The sequence below is a fragment of the Wolbachia endosymbiont (group A) of Philonthus cognatus genome, assembly GCF_947251755.1.
GTDB classification, from domain to species: Bacteria; Pseudomonadota; Alphaproteobacteria; order Rickettsiales; family Anaplasmataceae; genus Wolbachia; species Wolbachia pipientis.
Genome location: NZ_OX366388.1, coordinates 1,704,526 through 1,722,511 on the forward strand (window position 1 = coordinate 1,704,526; position 17,986 = coordinate 1,722,511).

General features: G+C 35.0%; 16 protein-coding genes, 2 tRNA genes and 4 pseudogenes. 17 read left to right on the plus strand and 5 right to left on the minus strand.

Going from position 1 to position 17,986, the window contains the following annotated elements; translation table 11 throughout:
• Positions 1-211 precede the first annotated feature (211 nt).
• Together OPR21_RS07935 and OPR21_RS07940 are read left to right on the plus strand one after the other, a co-directional pair.
• Positions 212-619 (plus strand): annotated as a pseudogene (locus tag OPR21_RS07935) (IS4 family transposase); the annotation flags it as partial.
• 72 nt (positions 620-691) lie between these two features.
• Positions 692-1,513, plus strand: a pseudogene (locus OPR21_RS07940) (IS5 family transposase).
• A 13-nt stretch (positions 1,514-1,526) separates the two neighbouring features.
• On the opposite strand, the pseudogene OPR21_RS07945 reads toward OPR21_RS07940, so the two are convergent.
• Positions 1,527-1,792 (minus strand): annotated as a pseudogene (locus tag OPR21_RS07945) (IS4-like element ISWosp8 family transposase); the annotation flags it as partial.
• A gap of 154 nt (positions 1,793-1,946) precedes the next feature.
• Between OPR21_RS07945 and OPR21_RS07950 the strand changes: the two are divergent.
• The 4 genes from OPR21_RS07950 to OPR21_RS07965 all read left to right on the plus strand — a co-directional run bounded on the left by OPR21_RS07950 (position 1,947) and on the right by OPR21_RS07965 (position 4,431).
• Entirely contained in the window at positions 1,947-2,081 is a 135-nt protein-coding gene (locus OPR21_RS07950) for a hypothetical protein (protein ID WP_255324782.1), read from the plus strand.
• Between the two features lie 32 nt (positions 2,082-2,113).
• Positions 2,114-2,470, plus strand: a complete 357-nt coding sequence (locus tag OPR21_RS07955) for a hypothetical protein (protein ID WP_265029931.1) — start codon at positions 2,114-2,116, stop codon at positions 2,468-2,470.
• A gap of 24 nt (positions 2,471-2,494) precedes the next feature.
• Positions 2,495-2,797: a hypothetical protein gene (locus OPR21_RS07960; protein ID WP_231115838.1), complete on the plus strand. Its 303-nt coding sequence runs from the start codon at positions 2,495-2,497 to the stop codon at positions 2,795-2,797.
• A gap of 107 nt (positions 2,798-2,904) precedes the next feature.
• The gene (locus OPR21_RS07965; protein ID WP_077188322.1) at positions 2,905-4,431 is read left to right on the plus strand and encodes an acyl-CoA carboxylase subunit beta; all 1,527 of its coding nucleotides are present in this window, start codon (positions 2,905-2,907) and stop codon (positions 4,429-4,431) included.
• Positions 4,432-4,484: 53 nt separating this feature from the next.
• Here the strand turns inward: OPR21_RS07965 and OPR21_RS07970 are convergent.
• A tRNA-Thr gene (locus OPR21_RS07970) sits at positions 4,485-4,557 on the minus strand.
• Positions 4,558-4,804: 247 nt separating this feature from the next.
• Here OPR21_RS07970 and mutM point away from each other — a divergent pair.
• Both mutM and pdxH read left to right on the plus strand, forming a co-directional pair.
• Positions 4,805-5,620 (plus strand): bifunctional DNA-formamidopyrimidine glycosylase/DNA-(apurinic or apyrimidinic site) lyase, encoded by an 816-nt coding sequence (gene mutM, locus OPR21_RS07975; protein WP_010963068.1) that lies wholly within the window; start codon positions 4,805-4,807, stop codon positions 5,618-5,620.
• Between the two features lie 16 nt (positions 5,621-5,636).
• Complete coding sequence (gene pdxH, locus OPR21_RS07980; RefSeq protein ID WP_022626142.1) at positions 5,637-6,230, plus strand: pyridoxamine 5'-phosphate oxidase; 594 nt, start codon at positions 5,637-5,639, stop codon at positions 6,228-6,230.
• A gap of 3 nt (positions 6,231-6,233) precedes the next feature.
• Here the strand turns inward: pdxH and OPR21_RS07985 are convergent.
• Positions 6,234-6,310: transfer RNA gene (locus tag OPR21_RS07985), tRNA-Met, on the minus strand.
• 62 nt (positions 6,311-6,372) lie between these two features.
• On the opposite strand from OPR21_RS07985, the gene OPR21_RS08645 reads away from it, so the two are divergent.
• The 5 genes from OPR21_RS08645 to OPR21_RS08010 all read left to right on the plus strand — a co-directional run bounded on the left by OPR21_RS08645 (position 6,373) and on the right by OPR21_RS08010 (position 11,243).
• The gene (locus tag OPR21_RS08645) at positions 6,373-6,888 is read left to right on the plus strand and encodes a hypothetical protein (protein ID WP_265029932.1); all 516 of its coding nucleotides are present in this window, start codon (positions 6,373-6,375) and stop codon (positions 6,886-6,888) included.
• A complete protein-coding gene (locus OPR21_RS07995; RefSeq protein ID WP_265029933.1) occupies positions 6,885-8,531 on the plus strand; it encodes a ComEC/Rec2 family competence protein in 1,647 nt (548 codons plus the stop codon). The genes OPR21_RS08645 and OPR21_RS07995 overlap by 4 nt, the downstream gene beginning before the upstream one ends.
• A 61-nt stretch (positions 8,532-8,592) precedes the next feature.
• Positions 8,593-9,684 carry an MraY family glycosyltransferase gene (locus OPR21_RS08000; RefSeq protein ID WP_265029934.1) on the plus strand — a complete coding sequence of 364 codons (1,092 nt, stop codon included), beginning with the start codon at positions 8,593-8,595 and terminating at the stop codon, positions 9,682-9,684.
• Between the two features lie 42 nt (positions 9,685-9,726).
• Entirely contained in the window at positions 9,727-10,278 is a 552-nt protein-coding gene (locus OPR21_RS08005) for a hypothetical protein (RefSeq protein WP_265029935.1), read from the plus strand.
• 71 nt (positions 10,279-10,349) lie between these two features.
• On the plus strand, positions 10,350-11,243 hold the full coding sequence (locus OPR21_RS08010) for an RluA family pseudouridine synthase (protein WP_236515211.1): 894 nt from the start codon (positions 10,350-10,352) through the stop codon (positions 11,241-11,243).
• Positions 11,244-11,294: 51 nt separating this feature from the next.
• On the opposite strand, the pseudogene OPR21_RS08800 reads toward OPR21_RS08010, so the two are convergent.
• Positions 11,295-12,089: pseudogene (locus OPR21_RS08800) on the minus strand (EndoU domain-containing protein).
• 58 nt (positions 12,090-12,147) lie between these two features.
• Complete coding sequence (locus OPR21_RS08025) at positions 12,148-13,335, minus strand: phosphoglycerate kinase (RefSeq protein ID WP_077188326.1); 1,188 nt, start codon at positions 13,333-13,335, stop codon at positions 12,148-12,150.
• An 837-nt stretch (positions 13,336-14,172) separates the two neighbouring features.
• Between OPR21_RS08025 and OPR21_RS08030 the strand changes: the two genes are divergently transcribed.
• The 4 genes from OPR21_RS08030 to OPR21_RS08045 all read left to right on the plus strand — a co-directional run bounded on the left by OPR21_RS08030 (position 14,173) and on the right by OPR21_RS08045 (position 17,872).
• Positions 14,173-14,694: a cytochrome b gene (locus tag OPR21_RS08030; RefSeq protein ID WP_077188404.1), complete on the plus strand. Its 522-nt coding sequence runs from the start codon at positions 14,173-14,175 to the stop codon at positions 14,692-14,694.
• 5 nt (positions 14,695-14,699) lie between these two features.
• Positions 14,700-15,728, plus strand: a complete 1,029-nt coding sequence (locus OPR21_RS08035; protein WP_077188405.1) for an NAD(P)H-dependent flavin oxidoreductase — start codon at positions 14,700-14,702, stop codon at positions 15,726-15,728.
• Between the two features lie 123 nt (positions 15,729-15,851).
• Positions 15,852-16,871, plus strand: coding sequence for a hypothetical protein (locus OPR21_RS08040; RefSeq protein WP_265029937.1), 1,020 nt, complete (start codon positions 15,852-15,854; stop codon positions 16,869-16,871).
• 44 nt (positions 16,872-16,915) lie between these two features.
• A complete protein-coding gene (locus tag OPR21_RS08045; RefSeq protein ID WP_265029812.1) occupies positions 16,916-17,872 on the plus strand; it encodes an IS5 family transposase in 957 nt (318 codons plus the stop codon).
• The last annotated feature ends 114 nt before the right edge of the window (positions 17,873-17,986 follow it).

Here is a 17,986-nt window from a genome sequence, read left to right on the forward strand (position 1 = left end):
ACCTCGATAGTTTTAGTTAATTTAAGATTGTAAACGGGTGCATATATATGTCCCAAGCAACTATTCAAACGTATCGAGAGATAGGGCTAGCGTACCTTGATACCAACGGTTGTAATACCAATTTCCTTTCGGTCGCGCACGCCCGCTATTCCTAGTGAGCAGGGTTATCTTTCTCTCTTATCTCTTTTATATCACGTTTTTAACTTACAATTGCCTTAGATGGAAAATAGAGATATTACATAAAATTTTAAATCCGGTCTCAAAGTTGAGGAATGTAGACTTGGAACAGCAGAAAGATTAATGAGGTATTTAACAGTCATGAGCATTATTGCTTGGAGAATTTGCTTTATTACATCAATTGCAAGAACTAACCCAACATTACCATGTACTGCCTTATTAGCTGAGGAAGAATGGAAAGTTTTATATGTTAAAATACACAGGAAACCATGTCCAAATATAGCCCCTACTATAAAAGAAGCCGTTTCGTGAACTTGGAGGTCATTTAGCAAGAAAAAGCGACCCAAAACCAGGACCAATTACTCTTTGGAAAGGATATAAACGTCTCTTTGATTTAGCAGAAGGATGGCGACTTGCTCACGAACCTCATATTTGTTGGTAATAGTAAGATTTGAGAGGTTGTCCACAAACCAAGGAATACGTAGTATATAAAGAAAGAATATTGAGGTAAGAGATGAGGAAAAAATATCCAACAGATTTAAGTAAAAGGGAATGGGCAAGAATAGAAAAACACTTCAGAGTATCGTACAAGAAAGGAGGAAGGCCACCAAAATACAGTAAGTGTGAGATAGTAAATGCAATTCTTTATATACTGCGCACAGGATGTCAATGGCGCTATTTACCACACGATTTTCCGCCGTGGAAGGCTGTGCATGAACAGTTTAGAAGATGGAAAAAGCAGGGAATTTTTGAGAAAATGAACTATGATATCACTAAATATAGTAGGTCAAAAATGGGAAGCCGAGCGCATGCATAGTGGACAGTCAATCGGTAAAACCACGGAAAAAGGGGGGGCAAAGGTTATGATGGTGCGAAAAAGGTAAAGGGGAGAAAAAGACATATAATCACAGATACTCAAGGATTTGTGCTTGGTTGCTATGTAGGAGCTGCAAGCGAAAATGACAGAGATGGGGTGAAGATGGCATTGGACAATATGAAGGAAAAATACAGCAATATTAAGAAAATGTGGGCTGATATGGGATACCAAGGAAAAGATTTAAAGGATTACGTAAAGAGAGAATATGGGATAGATATTGAAATTGTCAAAAGGCCTCCATGTAGGTTTTGGGTGCATAAAGATACACCACTAGAACTATTGCCACAACGGGATCCTGGATTTTCAGTACAGCCGAGAAGGTGGGTGGTAGAGAGGACTTTTGCTTGGATCAATAGAAATAGAAGGCTATCAAAGGAGTACGATTTACTTACAACATCTACTGAAAGTTTCATATATCTGGCTATGAGTAAAGTTATGTTAAGTAGGGAATATGCTTGATTTACTGGTTTGTGGACAACCTCTTAAATTCTTGAAAGCCTGTATGGCAAATCTTATACCTTGCTTTAGAAAAAGCTTGCTTTGAGGGTACATGTCAATGGCTCCATAAGTTCACATTCTATTCCCAAACTTTTTTTAACTAACTTTAAAATCATAGAAAATACTGTCGAAAAAGGAAGTTTTCTTGTTCGTGTAAAACTCAACACAATGGATTTTCTGAAAAGTTTTCGAGTATATTATATTTTTAATTTGTAGAATAAGGTTTTTTCCTTTTTGCATATTTCACCTAAAAAGGACACATTTTAGACTTCTTTGTTGAAATAAAACAGAAACAAAAGTGCTGTCCCTTGCACTCTTTGGATAATTTAATGATAAAAAATTTGGAGAGAAATTTTATACACTATCGCTGATATTTTTCCTTAAGTTGACGCCATTGCCTGAACACTTACCTAATGATGAAGCTATCGAAAACATAGCAAAGAGACTTCAAAAATCTATAGACGATGCAAAAAAGCACAAGGTCATGTTTAGTGTTGATGTATTCCAAGGAGAAAAAAGTCATCAATAATAGATTATTCGATACTGATCTTATACCACCTCATGGAGCAAGATAAAAATGTTACTGAGACTGGAAAAGAAAAACTACGGCCTCTTATGTTAGAAATGTTTAATCTAGTTTCAACAGGCACTGATGTGAGCCAAGAAGTTCGGAGATTATTGCCAGAAGATATACTGAAAGAACGCGGCGAATATTTGTCACGTCTAAAACAAATTGTAAGTGATAGTATTGAAAATGACAAAAAAAAAGCAATTGTAGTAGAAAGAGATAATAAATTTTATTATGTACAGTGTCCAGAAAAAAGTGTGATCACTCCTGCAAAATTTATGAACTCCCCGGAATTTAAGGACTTAGAATATGGTGCATTGCGAATAGGAGAAGGAGATAATCTAATCTGAATAAAAAGCTGGCAATATCATGATATGCAAGGCAAAGTAAAAATGACCTTTAGGGTAGGCGATGAAAAGATCGAAATGATTTTATCTTCTGAAAAAGCTGAAAGTTTTGGTAAAATAATGGTACATATGGATGACAAAAGTTGTGAAATCTTCTCAAAGTACCTAAAAGAGCTAGAAAAAGAACCTCGTATAAGCAAGGTTGTTGAAGCTGCTAAAAGTTTTGCACAAACGAAAAGCAGTGCAGTTAGTCCACCTCTTTCTAATATGAAAAGTGTTGACACATCGCAACATTTTCAAAGTAGTGACCATGAATCACCAGAGCATTAACAATTATCATACATACATTGTTGCATATAGCAATAGTGTATGTGTATAGTTAGTAGGGTTTGTAAACTTAATAAAGTCTACAACTAATTTGAAAACTACTTTATTGTATGCAAGACTTTAAAATACTAGAAAATCTAAAAACCAAAGCACTAGAAGCTGAAAAAGGAGGCGGTTCTGACAGGATTACCAAACAACATGAAAAAGGGAAATTAACTGCTAGAGAAAGGCTCAGTATATTGCTCGATGAAAGTTCTTTTGCAGAATACGATAAATTCGTAAAACATCATGCAAATGATTTTGGCATGCAAAATGCTAATTTTTTAGGTGATGGGGTAGTGATTGGTCATGGTACTATTTATGGCAGAAAAGTTTTTGTTTATTCTCAGGATTTTACTGTCTTTGGTGGGTCACTTGGTGCGTCACATGCAAAAAAAATATGCAAAATTATGGATATGGCAATTAATGCCAGAGTTCCAATTATCGGACTAAATGATTCTGGTGGAGCCAGAATTCAGGAAGGAGTAAATTCTCTTGCTGGTTATGGAGAAATTTTTCAAAGAAACGTAAATGCATCGGGTGTTATACCACAAATTTCTTTAATTATGGGCCCATGTGCAGGAGGTGCAGTTTATTCCCCAGCATTAACTGACTTTACTTTCATGGTGAAAAACAGTTCATATATGTTTATAACCGGGCCAGATGTAGTAAAAAAGGTTACCTACGAAGATGTAAGTTTCGAAGACCTCGGTGGAGCAAAAATTCATACAAGCAAAACAGGAGTAGCGGATTTTGCATTCAATAATGATGTTGAAATGCTGCTAAAAATGCGTGAATTCTTTACTTTCTTACCAGCAAATAATCAAGAATCACCGAAACCTAAATCAACCTGTGATTCAGTTAATGATATTGATGAATCTTTAAATACTCTGATTCCTAGCAATCCTAATACTCCTTATGATATGTATGAACTCATTGAAAAAGTTTGTGATGAAAGGAATTTCTTTGAACTGAAACCTGATTTTGCTCGTAATATCATAACTGGTTTTGGTAGAATTGGAGGAAATACTGTCGGTATTGTTGCAAATCAACCTATGCACCTTGCAGGATGTTTGGATATTGATTCTTCAAGAAAAGCTGCGAGGTTTGTAAGGTTTTGTGACGCATTTAACATTCCGATCATCACACTTATTGATGTTCCAGGATTTTTGCCGGGTACAAATCAAGAATACAATAATATAATACAACACGGAGCGAAACTGCTTTACGCTTACGCTGAAGCGACCGTGCCGAAAATTAGCCTTATCACTAGAAAAGCGTATGGTGGTGCATACATTGTTATGAATTCGAAACATCTAAAAGGTGATATAAATTATGCCTGGCCAACTGCTGAAATAGCTGTGATGGGCCCTGAAAGTGCAGTTGAGATTATATTTCGACACGAAAAAGATCAGCAAACGTTAATTAAAGAATATAAAGAAAAATTTGCTAACCCATTTTTTGCTGCATCATATGGATACATTGATGACATTATAGTGCCAAGTAAAACAAGGTATCACTTTTGTAAAGCATTAGAGCTACTCAAAAACAAGAAGGTAGAAAGGATATGGAAAAAGCATGACAACTTACCTCTGTAACTTTCTTCTAAGCCTTGCTTACAAGTTATGCAATATTATAAGTATAATCAGTGTGCCGTTACCAAGACTCGAACTTGGGACCTCGTCATTACCAATGACGTACTCTACCACCTGAGCTACAACGGCAAGTTTATATATTATGATAATGAATAACACAAAAAAGAATAAGGAAAAAGAAGAGGAGAAAAAAAGATTAGCGAAAGCTTTAAAGCAAAATATTTTGAAAAGAAAAAAGCAGCAACAGAGTAGACAGAGAACCCTTTCAAAACTCGTTTGTGGTGAGGAATTTTTAGGAGAAAGCACCGCAGAATACTCGAATGTATTTGAGAACGACAAAATTACCATCAGAAACTTAAGTTTTGAAGGAGGTATCATGCCAGAACTACCGGAAGTGGAAGTAATCTCTAATTTTTTGCTTGATAAAATTAAAAACAAGCAAATCAGTAATGTTATAGTGAATAATTGGAATTTACGTGCCCCAATAACAAAAAATATTGATGATATGCTAAAGGGCAAAGTCATACGCAACATCAAGCGTAGAGGTAAGTATACCATCTGGAATACAGATGGTAGTGTGGCTGTAATCATACATCTTGGCATGAGCGGAAAGCTTATATATGCTGACCACGATCAAATGCGGAATAAGCATGATCACGTGGTATTTTTATTTTCTGACAATACTTCAATAATTTTTAATGACCCAAGAAGATTTGGATTAGTTATCGTTTTAAATAAAGAACAAGAAACGGATTTTTTTAGCGATTTTGGAATAGAGCCCCTCACGGATGAATTCAGTGGAGACTATTTACAGGAGTTGCTGAAAAACAAAAAAGTGAATATCAAATCAGCGTTAATGGACAATAAATCAATAGTTGGCGTAGGCAACATATATGCTTCTGAGAGCTTGTTTAGAGCCCGTATATCACCACTCAGGTCAGCAAAAAACTTGACCTATAGAGAGTGCGAAAAACTTGCTGCTGAAATAAAAAATACTCTGAGTGATGCAATTGCTGCAGGTGGTTCAACACTGAAAGATTATGCACAGCCATCTGGATCTGCTGGATACTTTCAAAATAACTTTTACGTATATGGTAAAGTTCAAAAACCTTGCAAGATTTGCAATAATATCATAACACTTATACGACAAAATGGCCGTAGCACTTATTTTTGCAACGCGTGCCAGAATTAAGATTTTATTTTTTGATATGATATTTTCACTTGAAAAAGATCCATTTGATTTGTTTTCAAAGTGGTACAAAGCAGTACTTAATTCTCCGTGTGAACAACCAACTGCAATGACGCTAGCAACTTGTAGCAAAGACTGTATTCCATCTGCAAGAGTGGTATTACTAAAGGAATATAGCAAAGAAGGTTTTGTGTTTTTCACTAACGTAAACAGTAAAAAAGGGAAAGAATTGACTGAGAACCCCAAAGCTGCGTTAGTGTTTCATTGGATAGAATTTGCTAGGCAAGTGCGAATTGAAGGAGAGGTTAAACTTCTAAACGATGAAAGAACTGACAAATACTTCTCTTCTCGAGCGCTGGGTAGTCAAATTAGCGCATGGTGCTCAAAACAATCGAGCATTCTGAAAGATTGGCAAGATTTTGAGCAAGCTATAAAATTGAAGGAAAAAGAATTTCACAATACACAAGTTTCTCGTCCTGATTTTTGGGTGGGATTTTGCGTAATCCCAAAAGTAATTGAATTTTGGCAAGAAGGTGAATATAGGAAGCATATTAGATTTAGATACACTCTTGTTGAGGGAAGCGATTGGAAAGTGGAACAACTATATCCTTAAAAATGGTTGCGGGAGTAGGATTTGAACCTACGACCTTCAGGTTATGAGCCTGACGAGCTACCGAGCTGCTCCATCCCGCGTCGTTGCTTATTTAGTTATTATATATACAAATAATGAAAAAAGAAAAATAAAATTTCACCACATGCAAATATCGACACACTTATTAACTTTTCTTGACATAATAGTTAGTTATATACGTAACAATCTGCGCAATGAACAATATAACTTGATACTGTGGTTTCCTGTTTTTCAGTGTGTAGGAATTCTAACCTATTTTTCCCTAAGTTTTGAACCAAGCTGCATATCTATTTTTCTTTTGCTTTTACCCACACTAATTTTGATTGCAATATTGTATAAAAGGTACGCGATATTGTGTATCGCTTTAATTGCAGTGCTCATAGGATTTACAGCTAGTAAATTAAGAACAGCTTTAGTTGATACTCAAATTCTTGATAAAGAGAGATATGTAAAAGATATCGTTGCCACAGTGAAGGATATTAACGACAGGGGCTCATATAAACAATTTCTGCTTTCTGTTGAAAATCCCCTACTATCTCAAAATCCTCTCCTGTCATCCCAGCGCCCCCTTTTGTCATCCCAGTACTTGACCTTACCCAGAAAAAAAAGATATGGATTCCAGCGTCACGCGCTGGAATGACACCGGATAGAGCTCTAGATAACATCAGAATATCAGTTAGAACCAAAGTGGAAAAAGGCATTAAAATAGGCGATCAAGTAAAATTATCAGCAAAACTCTTCCCTCCAAAAATTGCGCCTTCGGAGTATGCATACGATTTTGCAAGAATAGCATATTACCAGAAAATAAGTGCAACAGGTTTTGCAACAAGCAAAATAACCCTGCACAAAAAGGCTGAAGCAAGGAAATTTCTAGAGTATATAGAATCTTTCCGTCAATACATTTATGAAAACCTGCAGCAAAATATCAAAAAACCACATGTAGACATAATTTCTGCATTACTGATCGGTAAAAAAGACGGCATAGATCAAAAAACTATGGACGCGATACGAGATTCAGGTATAGCACATTTGTTTGCCATATCTGGTTTGCATTTATCATTCGTTGCTGGTCTGTTTTTTGTAGTGTTTCGTAATTTATTCGCAATATCTGAAACTTTGACTCTTAAGTATAACACCAAGAAAATATCTGCATTTCTTACCATTTTGCCAACCACGTTTTATTTGTTGATTACCGGTATGCAAATTTCTGCTCAGCGTGCCTACATCATGGTGATTTTAGTACTCGTTGCAATAATGATAGAGAGAAAATATCGAGGGTTAATAGCAATTGCGTTTGCTGCTGCAGTGATACTTATCATAGAACCAGAAGTAATTTTAAAGCCTGGCTTTCAGATGTCATTTTCTGCTGTTTTGGCACTGGTTGCCAGTTATCAAATTAATGCTAATAAATTGTTCAAAATAAAAATAATGAAATATTTTGTGTCGATAATGATTAGCTCAGTAATAGCAAGTTTAGCAACTGTTCCGTACACGATATACAATTTTAATTATTTTTCAATTAGTGGCATTATCACAAATTTAGTTGCTATACCAATAGTTACATTAATTATTATTCCACTTGGAATAATCTATGTTTTGTTGATTCCTTTCGGTATTGAATGGATTATAGCGCCACTTATAGAACGCCCAATTGACAGCATTTTGTATATAACAAACGCTATCGCTAGTCTTCAGTATTTGGTTATTCCCATTCGCACTTTTCCTGCATCATCAATTATTATAATAACACTTGGTTTATTGTGGCTGTGCTTGTGGGAAAGAAATTGGCGTTTCTTCGGAATTTTCTTTATTGTGCTGGGTATTTGCTTTAGCACCGCATATAAAACCCCCGACATACTAATAAATGCTGATAATGTTGCTGTAAAAGAAAGTGATAACTTACTATATTCTCTCACCAGGAAAAATAGGAACTTTGTTGTCAAAACATGGGCGAAGCAAAATGGGCAGAACCAAATTTTGAATCATAAAAAATACAATAACTCAGATAAAAGGCTAAAGTGTAACGATTATGGCTGCATATATAATAAAGGAAATAATAAATCAGTGTTGCTAGCTTATAAGGAAGAAGATATTCTAGAAAATTGTGATAAAGTTGATTTAATAATTCAATTAAGTGAATTCGACTATTCAGTTTGTAATACTAAAACTATCAAATATGCCAATCTAAAAACATATGGCACACATTCAATTTGGTTAACAAATCGTTACATAAAGATTAATAAAGTGCGCTCTAATAGGCCTTGGCACATGTTGAAAAATTAAGAAACTTGATTTTAAGGTTTGGTTAATGTATACCTAAATAAGTTTAAACTAGAAAAATGTTATGGTTACAGACACTAAAGATCCTTTCAAAGACTATTTTGATTTTTTAGGATTTAGAAAACTTTCTGACCAGCCCAGTAGAATTTTGAGCTCTATAAGAAAGTATTCTGGTACTATATCGATAGCAAGTACCATTGCTACTCTTATAGCATTTACTACCTTTTCTATTCAGCCTGTTATAGTAAGTATTGCTGGATTTGCGTTCACGCCAGCACCTCTTGCCTTTATTCCTCTTGCAGTTTTCTTATTTACTGCTGTTATAAACTTTATAAATACACAAAAAATAAAAGAGAATGAGATAGATAAAAAAGTAGGAAACTATCAAGTTGATGAACAGTACAGCCAGATTGTTCAAGAAGCCGAAAAAATTGAAATTGTAACAAATTTAGATCGTAAGAGGAAAAAGCTTTCAATAGTTTTACCAATTTCTAAGACGCAGAGAAAAATACTAGAAGATATAGAAGCAGAAAATAGAAATAGGATTCTCTTGTTTACAGGATCATATGTATTTGGTGCTATTATAGTAGTTTCAGCAATATCACAATCCATTAATGCTCCAATAATATTAATAGCTTTATTAGTCGCTATTCTTTTATGCATCATATCAACACTTAGCAATCTAATAAGTAATAGCGTGGATCATGAAAATCATACTATTAGAAAACACAGTTCTTTAGGTCTTCTATTTCCATACTGGTCTGGAAAGGGCATGGTTGTATCAGTAGTAGAAAATAAGCTTGGTAAAAGGGAAAATGAACTAATATCTCTAATGAAAAAACTACTTAGTCCGCTTTGCAACTCATTTGACAGTAACCTTAAAAAAGCTTGCGATTTACTTGATAATAGTCTTTTAAAGCCTGCAAATATTAACATTAAAGAAACGCTTGATCACCTAAAAAAAATCAGAGAAGACATCAAAAAAGATTTAGATTGGCTACATGCAGAAATTTCAGAAGTTTTAAACAACACTAAAGAATTGACAAAAAAAGCACATTCACTAGATATTGAAGGTACTTTTTCCAGGTTAGAGAATGCTATTAAAATTGCTGAAGATAAGATTGAACGATTTGAACCAAGCCGCTTTGTAGGCTAGCTTCAATCAACTACGCAGTCTAATAATAACGAGTTCCTTAGCATGCTAAAAAAGTTAAAAGAGGATACAGAAAAGGAAAAAACGGAATTGAAGATGCAATTAAACGTAGTAAGGAATGAATTAGAAGAAATAAAAAAGAAGCAAGCTCAACCAAGTACGCCTGATTTAGAAGCTAACAATGGAAATAATACTAATAAATTATTAGTGTTAGAAAATAAAGTCAAAGAACTACGTGACACAGTTAGAAAGTTAGAGCTGGAAGCAGAACAAAATAAGCTGCAGCAAAAGAAGGAAAAGTTAGAGCAAAAAAAATCTGAACAAGAAAAAACAGATGAATGGAAAGAAAAAATCAATGGCAACCCAAGTGACTTTCTATATTATTTATTAGAATCTATTAAGCTGGAAGAAAAAGATAATAAAGAAAAAAATGTTGAGGCAACATTACGGGATTTTGATAACAAAATAATAATTCACTGGAAAGATGGCTCTCAAACAATTTGCCATATTAAAAAACAAGGTGATCTTCCTAGTACAAAAGTTGATTTTGTAGATCAAAATATTCAAGCAGCATTTGCAGTAGCTCGCGCGGGGTAGTTGTTATAGACCACTTAGAAGTAACCTTAAGTGTTAATAATGATAAAGAGAAATTAAGGTTAGACACCTATATAGCTGAAAAATGCAACATATCACGCAGCAAAGCGCAAAGATTGATACAAAATGAGCAGGTGAAATTACTTGGCACACCGATAATTAATAATGACTACATAGTAAAACCAGATGAAGAGTATGTGGTGCATCTCGTTCAACCTGACATATCCACATCAATTGAGCCTAATTATGACATAAAACTTGATATCGTCTATGAAGATGAGGACATTATAGTTCTGAGTAAACAAAGTGGATTAACAGTGCACCCAGGTGCTGGGACAAACAATGATACGCTTTTGAACGCAGTTATCGCTCACCTTGATGTAAGACCAGGAATTGTTCATAGACTCGATAAAGATACTAGTGGGCTAATGGTAATTGCAAAAAATGAAGCAGCCCATAGTTTTTTGTCTGAATTGTTATCGAATCGCAAAATAAAGCGGGAATACTTAGCAGTAGTTTGGGGAATATTATCTTCCCAGCAGGGAACTATAGAAACTAACATTGCTCCAAAGCGTGGTAATAAAGAAATGATGTGTGTTACAAAAACAACGGGCAAATTAGCAATCACTCATTACTCAGTAGAGAAAGTTATAGGACAAGCAAGCCTCGTTAAATGCACTTTAGAAACAGGTAGAACGCACCAAATTCGAGTCCACATGAGCCACATAGGACATTCTATAGTTGGTGATCAAGTTTATGGGAAAAATAGTAGTAAAAGCACAAAATATGCTAAAAACTCTAGTTTTATTCGTAATTTCAACAGACAAGCACTACATGCTTATACACTGGGCTTATACCACCCAAAAAGTAAGGAATACATGGAATTTGTCTCTGATTTACCACAAGATATAAAAACTTTAATTGGTGAGTTTGAAAATATACCTAAGAAAGGGTTACCTGATTTTTGAAGTATAAAATCAACGGCATCATTGCTGGTATATATCTTTGGCTAAAATAAATTAAGATTTACTGCAACTACAATAAGTGCTCTTATCATCACATTTTGGTGTTAAGTCAGGATAGAACGTGAGTATAGCATCATTCTTTCTTATAAATACTGATTGATAATTGTCATCCTCCATTTTATACAGGCACATTCCATCTTTTCCCAATTCCTTAAACGCCTTAGTTGCAGAAATTATCGGCATGAAGGTTATATGCATATCCATTTGGGCATTTAACTTTCACTTCTCCATCCTTGCCCAAATATTTCATTCCAAATGTATAAACTGGCGGCTTAATATCTGATTTATTGCACAGGATTCCAAATCGCACCTGCCCATTTATCTTCTTGAGCTTCAACATATCTGCCTACAAAATGCATGCCACCTAATTTATCGTTTGGCTCACCACAAAAAATATGTCCAAACCCTATAGTTTCTTTTTCACTTCCACTATTTGTAAACCAAATGTTAGCCAGTTCATCTTTAAATAGCTCCAAATCCGCATCTGGTGTGACAATTTGATGATCAAGCTCATCATATATTTCTTTCACTACTTCTTGATGCTGCAGACAACTAAGTAAAATTTTGAAATCTTCTTTATCTGGATGCGCTCCCCAATCTCCACAAACTTTCAACACTCCTCTATCGAAGTCAGTTAATTCTGGAAATGGTGGCTGGTTGTGAACTGAAAAATGGTTCAAAATTATTTTCTTCTACATAGTCAGTGTGAAAATAATGATCCCTAATATAAAAAATAAATCCTATTATTGGTATTATTAAACACAAAATTAGTTTAACTGTCTTCGACATAATCACGTTCACAAAAAAGCTAGCCTATAAGAAATAATTTAAAAAAGTTTTAATCTAATCATTTTTGCAGAGCAGCAACTCCCGGCATTTCATCGCCACTTAACCAATCTAAAAATGCTCCTCCACCAGTGGAAGCATATGTAAAATCCTTATCGGTAAAGCCTGCAGCACTTATTGCAGATAGACTATCGCCTCCCCCTATTATGCTGGTTAACTTTCCTTTGTGCGTTAAGTCACTTACGATTTTCATTACCCCTATTGTACCACTTGCAAAAGCTGAATGTTCAAAAACACCAATAGGTCCATTCCACAGCAGAGTCTTACTGCTTGCTATTATACTGCTTATTGTACTCAAAGTTTGTGGTCCGATATCCAAAATTATATCACCGTCCAAAATGGACTCAGTTCTTCTTGAAATACTAGTGCTGTAATCAGAGTTTACTGCAACCAGAACGTCTTCTGGCACAACTATTTTGCAATTGTTTTTATTTGCTGTTTCAAGAATATTATGCAGAAGGTCGTCAACACCATTTTGAAAGAAAGATTTCCCTATATTTACTTTGCTAAATGACAAAAAATTATTAGCAATTGCACCTCCGAGAACTAGGTAATCAACCTTTTCTGTTAGCTTTATAAGCATTTTTATCTTAGTTGACATTTTGGCTCCCCCAACTATCGCAGTAATAGGTTTAGCTTTAAACGATACAGCTTTTTCAAGATACTTTAGCTCATCTTGCAAGCAAAATCCCGCGTAGGAAGGTAAAAACTCTGTAATGCGTGAAATAGAAGCGTGAGCTCTGTGAGAGCAAGAAAATGCATCATTGACATATGTATCCGCCAGAGATGCTAATTGTCTGGCAAAGTTTGCATCATTCTCCTTTTCACCTTCATAAAATCTTAGATTCTCTAGTAATATTATATCTCCTGCATCCATAGCACTCACTGCTTTTTGCACTTTTTCACCAACGCAATCATCAATGAATTTCACTTTTTTATTTAGTAACTGTGATAAAGTGTCAATTATATTTTTTAGCGACAGATTATTGTCTCTAGCCTTTGGGCGTCCAAAATGCGATATAATAATAATCTTTGCACTCGCATTCACTAAATACTGAATAGTAGGCAATGCTCTCAAAATACGAGTGACGTCACGAATTTCTCCATCTTTTATAGGAACATTGAAATCAACTCTGAGTAAGACGGTTTTATTGTGAAGATCACAATTTTCTATACTAGGTATATTCATTACAAAATTGAAGCTATAAAGTCACTATACAGCAGTTTGATCTAAAGTAAAGTTTTAAGCTTACGAACGTTTAAGGAAATTTGCATGCCAAACGCTTGACACTGGAACCTTATCGTCATGCCATCACGAACCGTCATACCGCCGGGTATCTCTTAGCCGCTAACACGTAGCGGGATACTTGACCTTTACAGGGATGACGATTGTCGTTTAGCCATAAATATTTAAGAAATTTACTAAACAGAAAAAAAGGCAAAAGAAGCCCCGTGGTTGGCTAATTACTTGCATTATACTTTCAAGTATGGCGTTTTTTTATTCTAAACGCTTAATAACCGCGATTTAGCTGCTTTTTAATGCAACTAACCTTTAGTCATAAATGTTTAAGGAATTTACTAAACAGAAAAAAAGGCAAAAGAAACCCTAGGGTAGCTAATTATTCACTATCCATTTTTTAAGTTGGCGTTTTTTGATGTTTTAAATGCTTTATAAGCGTATTTCAGCTTGTATAGGTAAAAACCTAGAAATTTGATAAAGACATAGAGTGCACATAGTGCAAAAAATTAAACATGAGACGCCAGATACGTTGAGTTTTTTTGTCATTTAATCTGTACAGAGAAGATAAATAAATAGCTTCAGTTTCATGATAAGGGGGCTGGCGAAGGGTGTCAAGTAAGTTTTGCATTTGATCCGTTTCTATGACTTAGATGCCAGTGCCTGCTACTTGACTCTCGGCTGGGTCGAATTTGTATAGCTACATTGTCGGTAAATCTAAATTGCTTTAATAATTTTGATTGAAAAATAGTTTTTCTATTATATAAATGCTACTTTAGGGTAATCAAAATGGAAGACGATAAATATAGCCTAGGTTTAAGAGTTATCCATTGGTTGATGGCTGTTTTTATTATCGGTATGCTTTGCTCTGGACTTTATATGAAAAGCTTACCACTTAGCAATGAAATTAAGTTCAACATATACGCTATTCATAAGGCTTGCGGTATCACTATTCTTGGATTAATCATAGTACGCATATTTTTTCGCGTCTTTACTTATGTTCCACCACTTCCAGCAAATTTTTCTCGGTTTGTAATCAATACAAGTAAAGCAGTGCACTTTGGTTTATATTCTTTAATGGTGCTAATGCCACTATCTGGCTATGTCATGTCTTCTGCTTCTGGCAAACAGATCAAATATTTTTTCCATATCCCTTTGTTGATTAATCAAAACAAAGATCTAGCTAACACGGCTAACGAGCTACATTCGATGCTTGCATATTTTATGGTACTCTTTATAATCTTACATATACTTGGCGCCTTAAAGCACACATTTATAGATAAGCAAAACATTTTTAAACGCATGATATAGGTTATATGTTAAGTAGCCTCTGGAAAAAAGGAACAGATTTTCTTGGCAGTGAGTTTGCGATAATGGGTGGTGCTATGAGCTGGGTTTCAGAGAGAAACTTGGTTTCAGCAATCTCAAACGCTGGTGGTTTTGGTGTGATTGCATGTGGTGCAATGTTCCCAGACTTACTGGAAAAAGAAATCATAGAGACACAAAAATTAACTAACAAGCCATTTGGTGTAAACCTAATTACTATGCACCCAAAGTTGAGTGAGTTGATAGATGTGTGTATTGAAACGAAAGTGAGCCATATAGTGCTTGCCGGTGGACTGCCAACAAAGCCTAATATAGAAAAAATCAAGGGTGCAGGCATTAAAGTTATGTGCTTTGCACCAGCATTAAGCCTTGCGAAAAGGTTAGTAAAAATGGGAGTAGATGCATTAATAATAGAAGGAATGGAAGCAGGTGGGCATATAGGTCCAGTTAGCACTTCTGTTCTTGCACAAGAGATATTGCCTCATTTTAAAAATGAACAAATACCAGTGTTTGTTGCAGGTGGAATAGGAAGAGGTGAAATGATAGTTAATTACCTGGAAATGGGAGCAAGTGGCTGTCAAATAGGTACATTATTTGTCTGCACTAATGAGTCAATTGCCCACAAAAATTTTAAGGAAGTGTTTATTAAATCGGCCGCACGTAATGCAATACCTTCTGTACAGATAAGTGCTGATTTTCCTGTAATTCCTGTAAGAGCTATAGCCAACAAAGCAAGCGATGACTTCATGAAGCGTCAAAAAGAAGTTATTGATGAATACCAAAAGGGACAGATCTCAAAAGAAGATGGGCAGCTTGAAATAGAAAAGTTCTGGGCTGGAGCTTTAAGAAGGGCAGTGATTGAAGGAGATGTTGAAACAGGATCTTTAATGGCCGGCCAAAGTGTTGGCATGGTTGATAGGGAAAAGCCTGTAAAAGAAGTAGTGGATATGTTAGTTCAACAAGCAAAGAATCATATTAATAGCAAATCTGTAGAAGTAGAAAGCCCAGAAAGCAAATAGTTAAGCGACCTTCCAATAAGCAAGTTGCCGCAATTATTTATAATATGGCATAATTGCCCAGTTTTAATGTAAAATTAACGCTAAAGAGGTATCTATACATTTTATTATGTATGGAGGAATGTTATGCACAGTCCCTTTAAAAAACCTAAGAGTAAGGAAGGAGATATTAACCAACAATTGAGCAACACTATATACAAAAAGGTAACAGCAGAAAATTATCAAGAAAATCAAGATGAGACTTCCAAAGAATGCAAAAGGTTGTTCAAGCAGGGAGCTAGTCCTAAAACATTGGCTGAATTGGAAAAAATACTGAGAGAACGACAAAATGAGCAGGCTATTGCAAAACACTTAGAGTCATCCAAGCAAGGAACTAGTCCTGAAGCATTAGCTGAGTTAGAAAAATCAGTGGGGAAAAAAAGAGAACATTATAATAATTATATCCAACACTTTCTTCCAGCGTTGAAAGCAGAAATAACAGAGTCAAAAAAACTAGACTCAAAAAAAAAGGCAGCAATAGTACAAACAATTTTGGATATTACTAACAGGAGCAGCAGTGTAAGCTCAATACCAAATGCTGTTGAAGAAAATATTGAAGATCAAATGCAGCTAAAACATATTGAAGAGCAAAACAACACACAAGAAACACCCTTGAATGTAGCTGAGAAAAAAAGTGGTGATAATAAAATACTTAGTAATTCAGATGTTACAGAGGAAGTGTTTGAAAAATATAGCAAGGTTGTGAAAGAAATAGAGGAGAAGCAAACTTCTAAACTCAGTAGTGGCAATGACTCAGATAGTGGAATAGACTCACCTGGACTGAGTGAAAAAAACTCGATATCACCAATAAATAGTAGAAAAAACAGTTTAACATCAATAGCAAGCACTTCATCTGAGGAAAGTTTAAACTCAACATTGAGCTCTGTTGAAGGAGATAATGGCTTACAACCAGAGGATGAAGGAGAGACAAAATTAGCACACCTAACTAAAACAAGGTCCAAAGGGCCAAGTGGACGAAGATCTCCTTCTAAATATAATAAAAAGATTGAAGATCAAGTTGAGAAAGAGTCACCACAGGTGTCATCCCAGTGCGTGACACTGGGATGGCTTTGTTGCATAGCAACTGAAAAATCTGGTGGCTACTGACAAAATTCATTATAAAATAGCCATTTAACCTTGAAAGAAAAAATATGCCACAAAAAATGAGGGTCAGTAACCATAGCGAATATAACAAATTTCTAGAAAAAAGAGGAAATATTTTTCATTATATCAACGAAGCCATAGAAAAGTGGTACGAGAATGGTCCAAAAATACCAGGTGGCAACAATATTTATAGCGATAAAGTTGTAATTTTGGTGCACATAATAACTTGTTTATTTAGAATAGGCCTGAGGCAAACAGTTGGGTTTATAGCAGGATACCTTGAGCAAATTGGGAAAAATTTGCAAGTTATCAGCTATTCACAATCATCAAGAAGGTTTAAGAAACTCAATATTAAGATCAATGATTGCAGAATTGATAAAAATAATATGGAAGATATCGAAATTGCTATAGACAGTACAGGAATTAGTATATACAACAACACTCCTGGTCATAGCAAAGAAAATAGCGAAGATAGAAAGTATCGCAGCTATGAACAGACAAGAAAATTGCATGTAATGTTGAATACAAACAGCAAAAAAGCCATAGCTGTAAAATACAGTAACGGTGTCTACTCTGATCACTATGGAGCTTGTGATTTGCTAAAAGAAGTCGATTTTCAGTATGTCATAAAAGTACTATATGCAGATAGGGCATATGACAGAGAAAAGCTCTATAAGCTGTGTAATCAATATGGTATAAAAACGAAAATTCCTCCGAAAAACAACGCAGCAGAGCATCCAAAATTGGATTATATGCTTGATAGAAATGCCGCTATTCAGTTAATGAAATTACATGGTGAGAATGGTATAAAAAGATGGAAAGAAGAAGTAAATTACGGAAAAAGATCGTATATTGAAGGATTTTTCTCAAGGTTGAAGCGAATATTTGGGTTTAGTTTTAGGAGCAAATCTGAAATTAATCGTGAGAAGGAACTGCTACTCAAGTGTTATTTGCTTAACAAATTTACTGAAATAGGCATGGCTAAGTTTGAGATAGCTTCATGAATTTATTGTACGTTACCTACTATCCGAAGAGCGATGCAACAAAGCCCACTGGGATCCAGAGAAAAAGAAAGTATGGATACAAATAGTCAAACTACTCAGATGACAGGCAGCCAG

Excerpts from the sequence above, each read along its gene's own strand:
- OPR21_RS08005 (WP_265029935.1), top strand. The coding sequence starts at position 9,727 with ATGCTAAAAAAGTTAAAAGAGGATACAGAAAAGGAAAAAACGGAATTG.
- OPR21_RS07995 (WP_265029933.1), top strand. The coding sequence starts at position 6,885 with ATGACACCGGATAGAGCTCTAGATAACATCAGAATATCAGTTAGAACC.
- OPR21_RS08030 (WP_077188404.1), top strand. The coding sequence starts at position 14,173 with ATGGAAGACGATAAATATAGCCTAGGTTTAAGAGTTATCCATTGGTTG.
- mutM (WP_010963068.1), top strand. The coding sequence starts at position 4,805 with ATGCCAGAACTACCGGAAGTGGAAGTAATCTCTAATTTTTTGCTTGAT.
- pdxH (WP_022626142.1), top strand. The coding sequence starts at position 5,637 with ATGATATTTTCACTTGAAAAAGATCCATTTGATTTGTTTTCAAAGTGG.
- OPR21_RS08045 (WP_265029812.1), top strand. The coding sequence starts at position 16,916 with ATGCCACAAAAAATGAGGGTCAGTAACCATAGCGAATATAACAAATTT.
- OPR21_RS07955 (WP_265029931.1), top strand. The coding sequence starts at position 2,114 with ATGGAGCAAGATAAAAATGTTACTGAGACTGGAAAAGAAAAACTACGG.
- OPR21_RS08035 (WP_077188405.1), top strand. The coding sequence starts at position 14,700 with ATGTTAAGTAGCCTCTGGAAAAAAGGAACAGATTTTCTTGGCAGTGAG.
- OPR21_RS07960 (WP_231115838.1), top strand. The coding sequence starts at position 2,495 with ATGCAAGGCAAAGTAAAAATGACCTTTAGGGTAGGCGATGAAAAGATC.
- OPR21_RS08025 (WP_077188326.1), bottom strand. The coding sequence starts at position 13,335 with ATGAATATACCTAGTATAGAAAATTGTGATCTTCACAATAAAACCGTC.
- OPR21_RS08645 (WP_265029932.1), top strand. The coding sequence starts at position 6,373 with ATGCAAATATCGACACACTTATTAACTTTTCTTGACATAATAGTTAGT.
- OPR21_RS07965 (WP_077188322.1), top strand. The coding sequence starts at position 2,905 with ATGCAAGACTTTAAAATACTAGAAAATCTAAAAACCAAAGCACTAGAA.
- OPR21_RS08040 (WP_265029937.1), top strand. The coding sequence starts at position 15,852 with ATGCACAGTCCCTTTAAAAAACCTAAGAGTAAGGAAGGAGATATTAAC.
- OPR21_RS08000 (WP_265029934.1), top strand. The coding sequence starts at position 8,593 with ATGGTTACAGACACTAAAGATCCTTTCAAAGACTATTTTGATTTTTTA.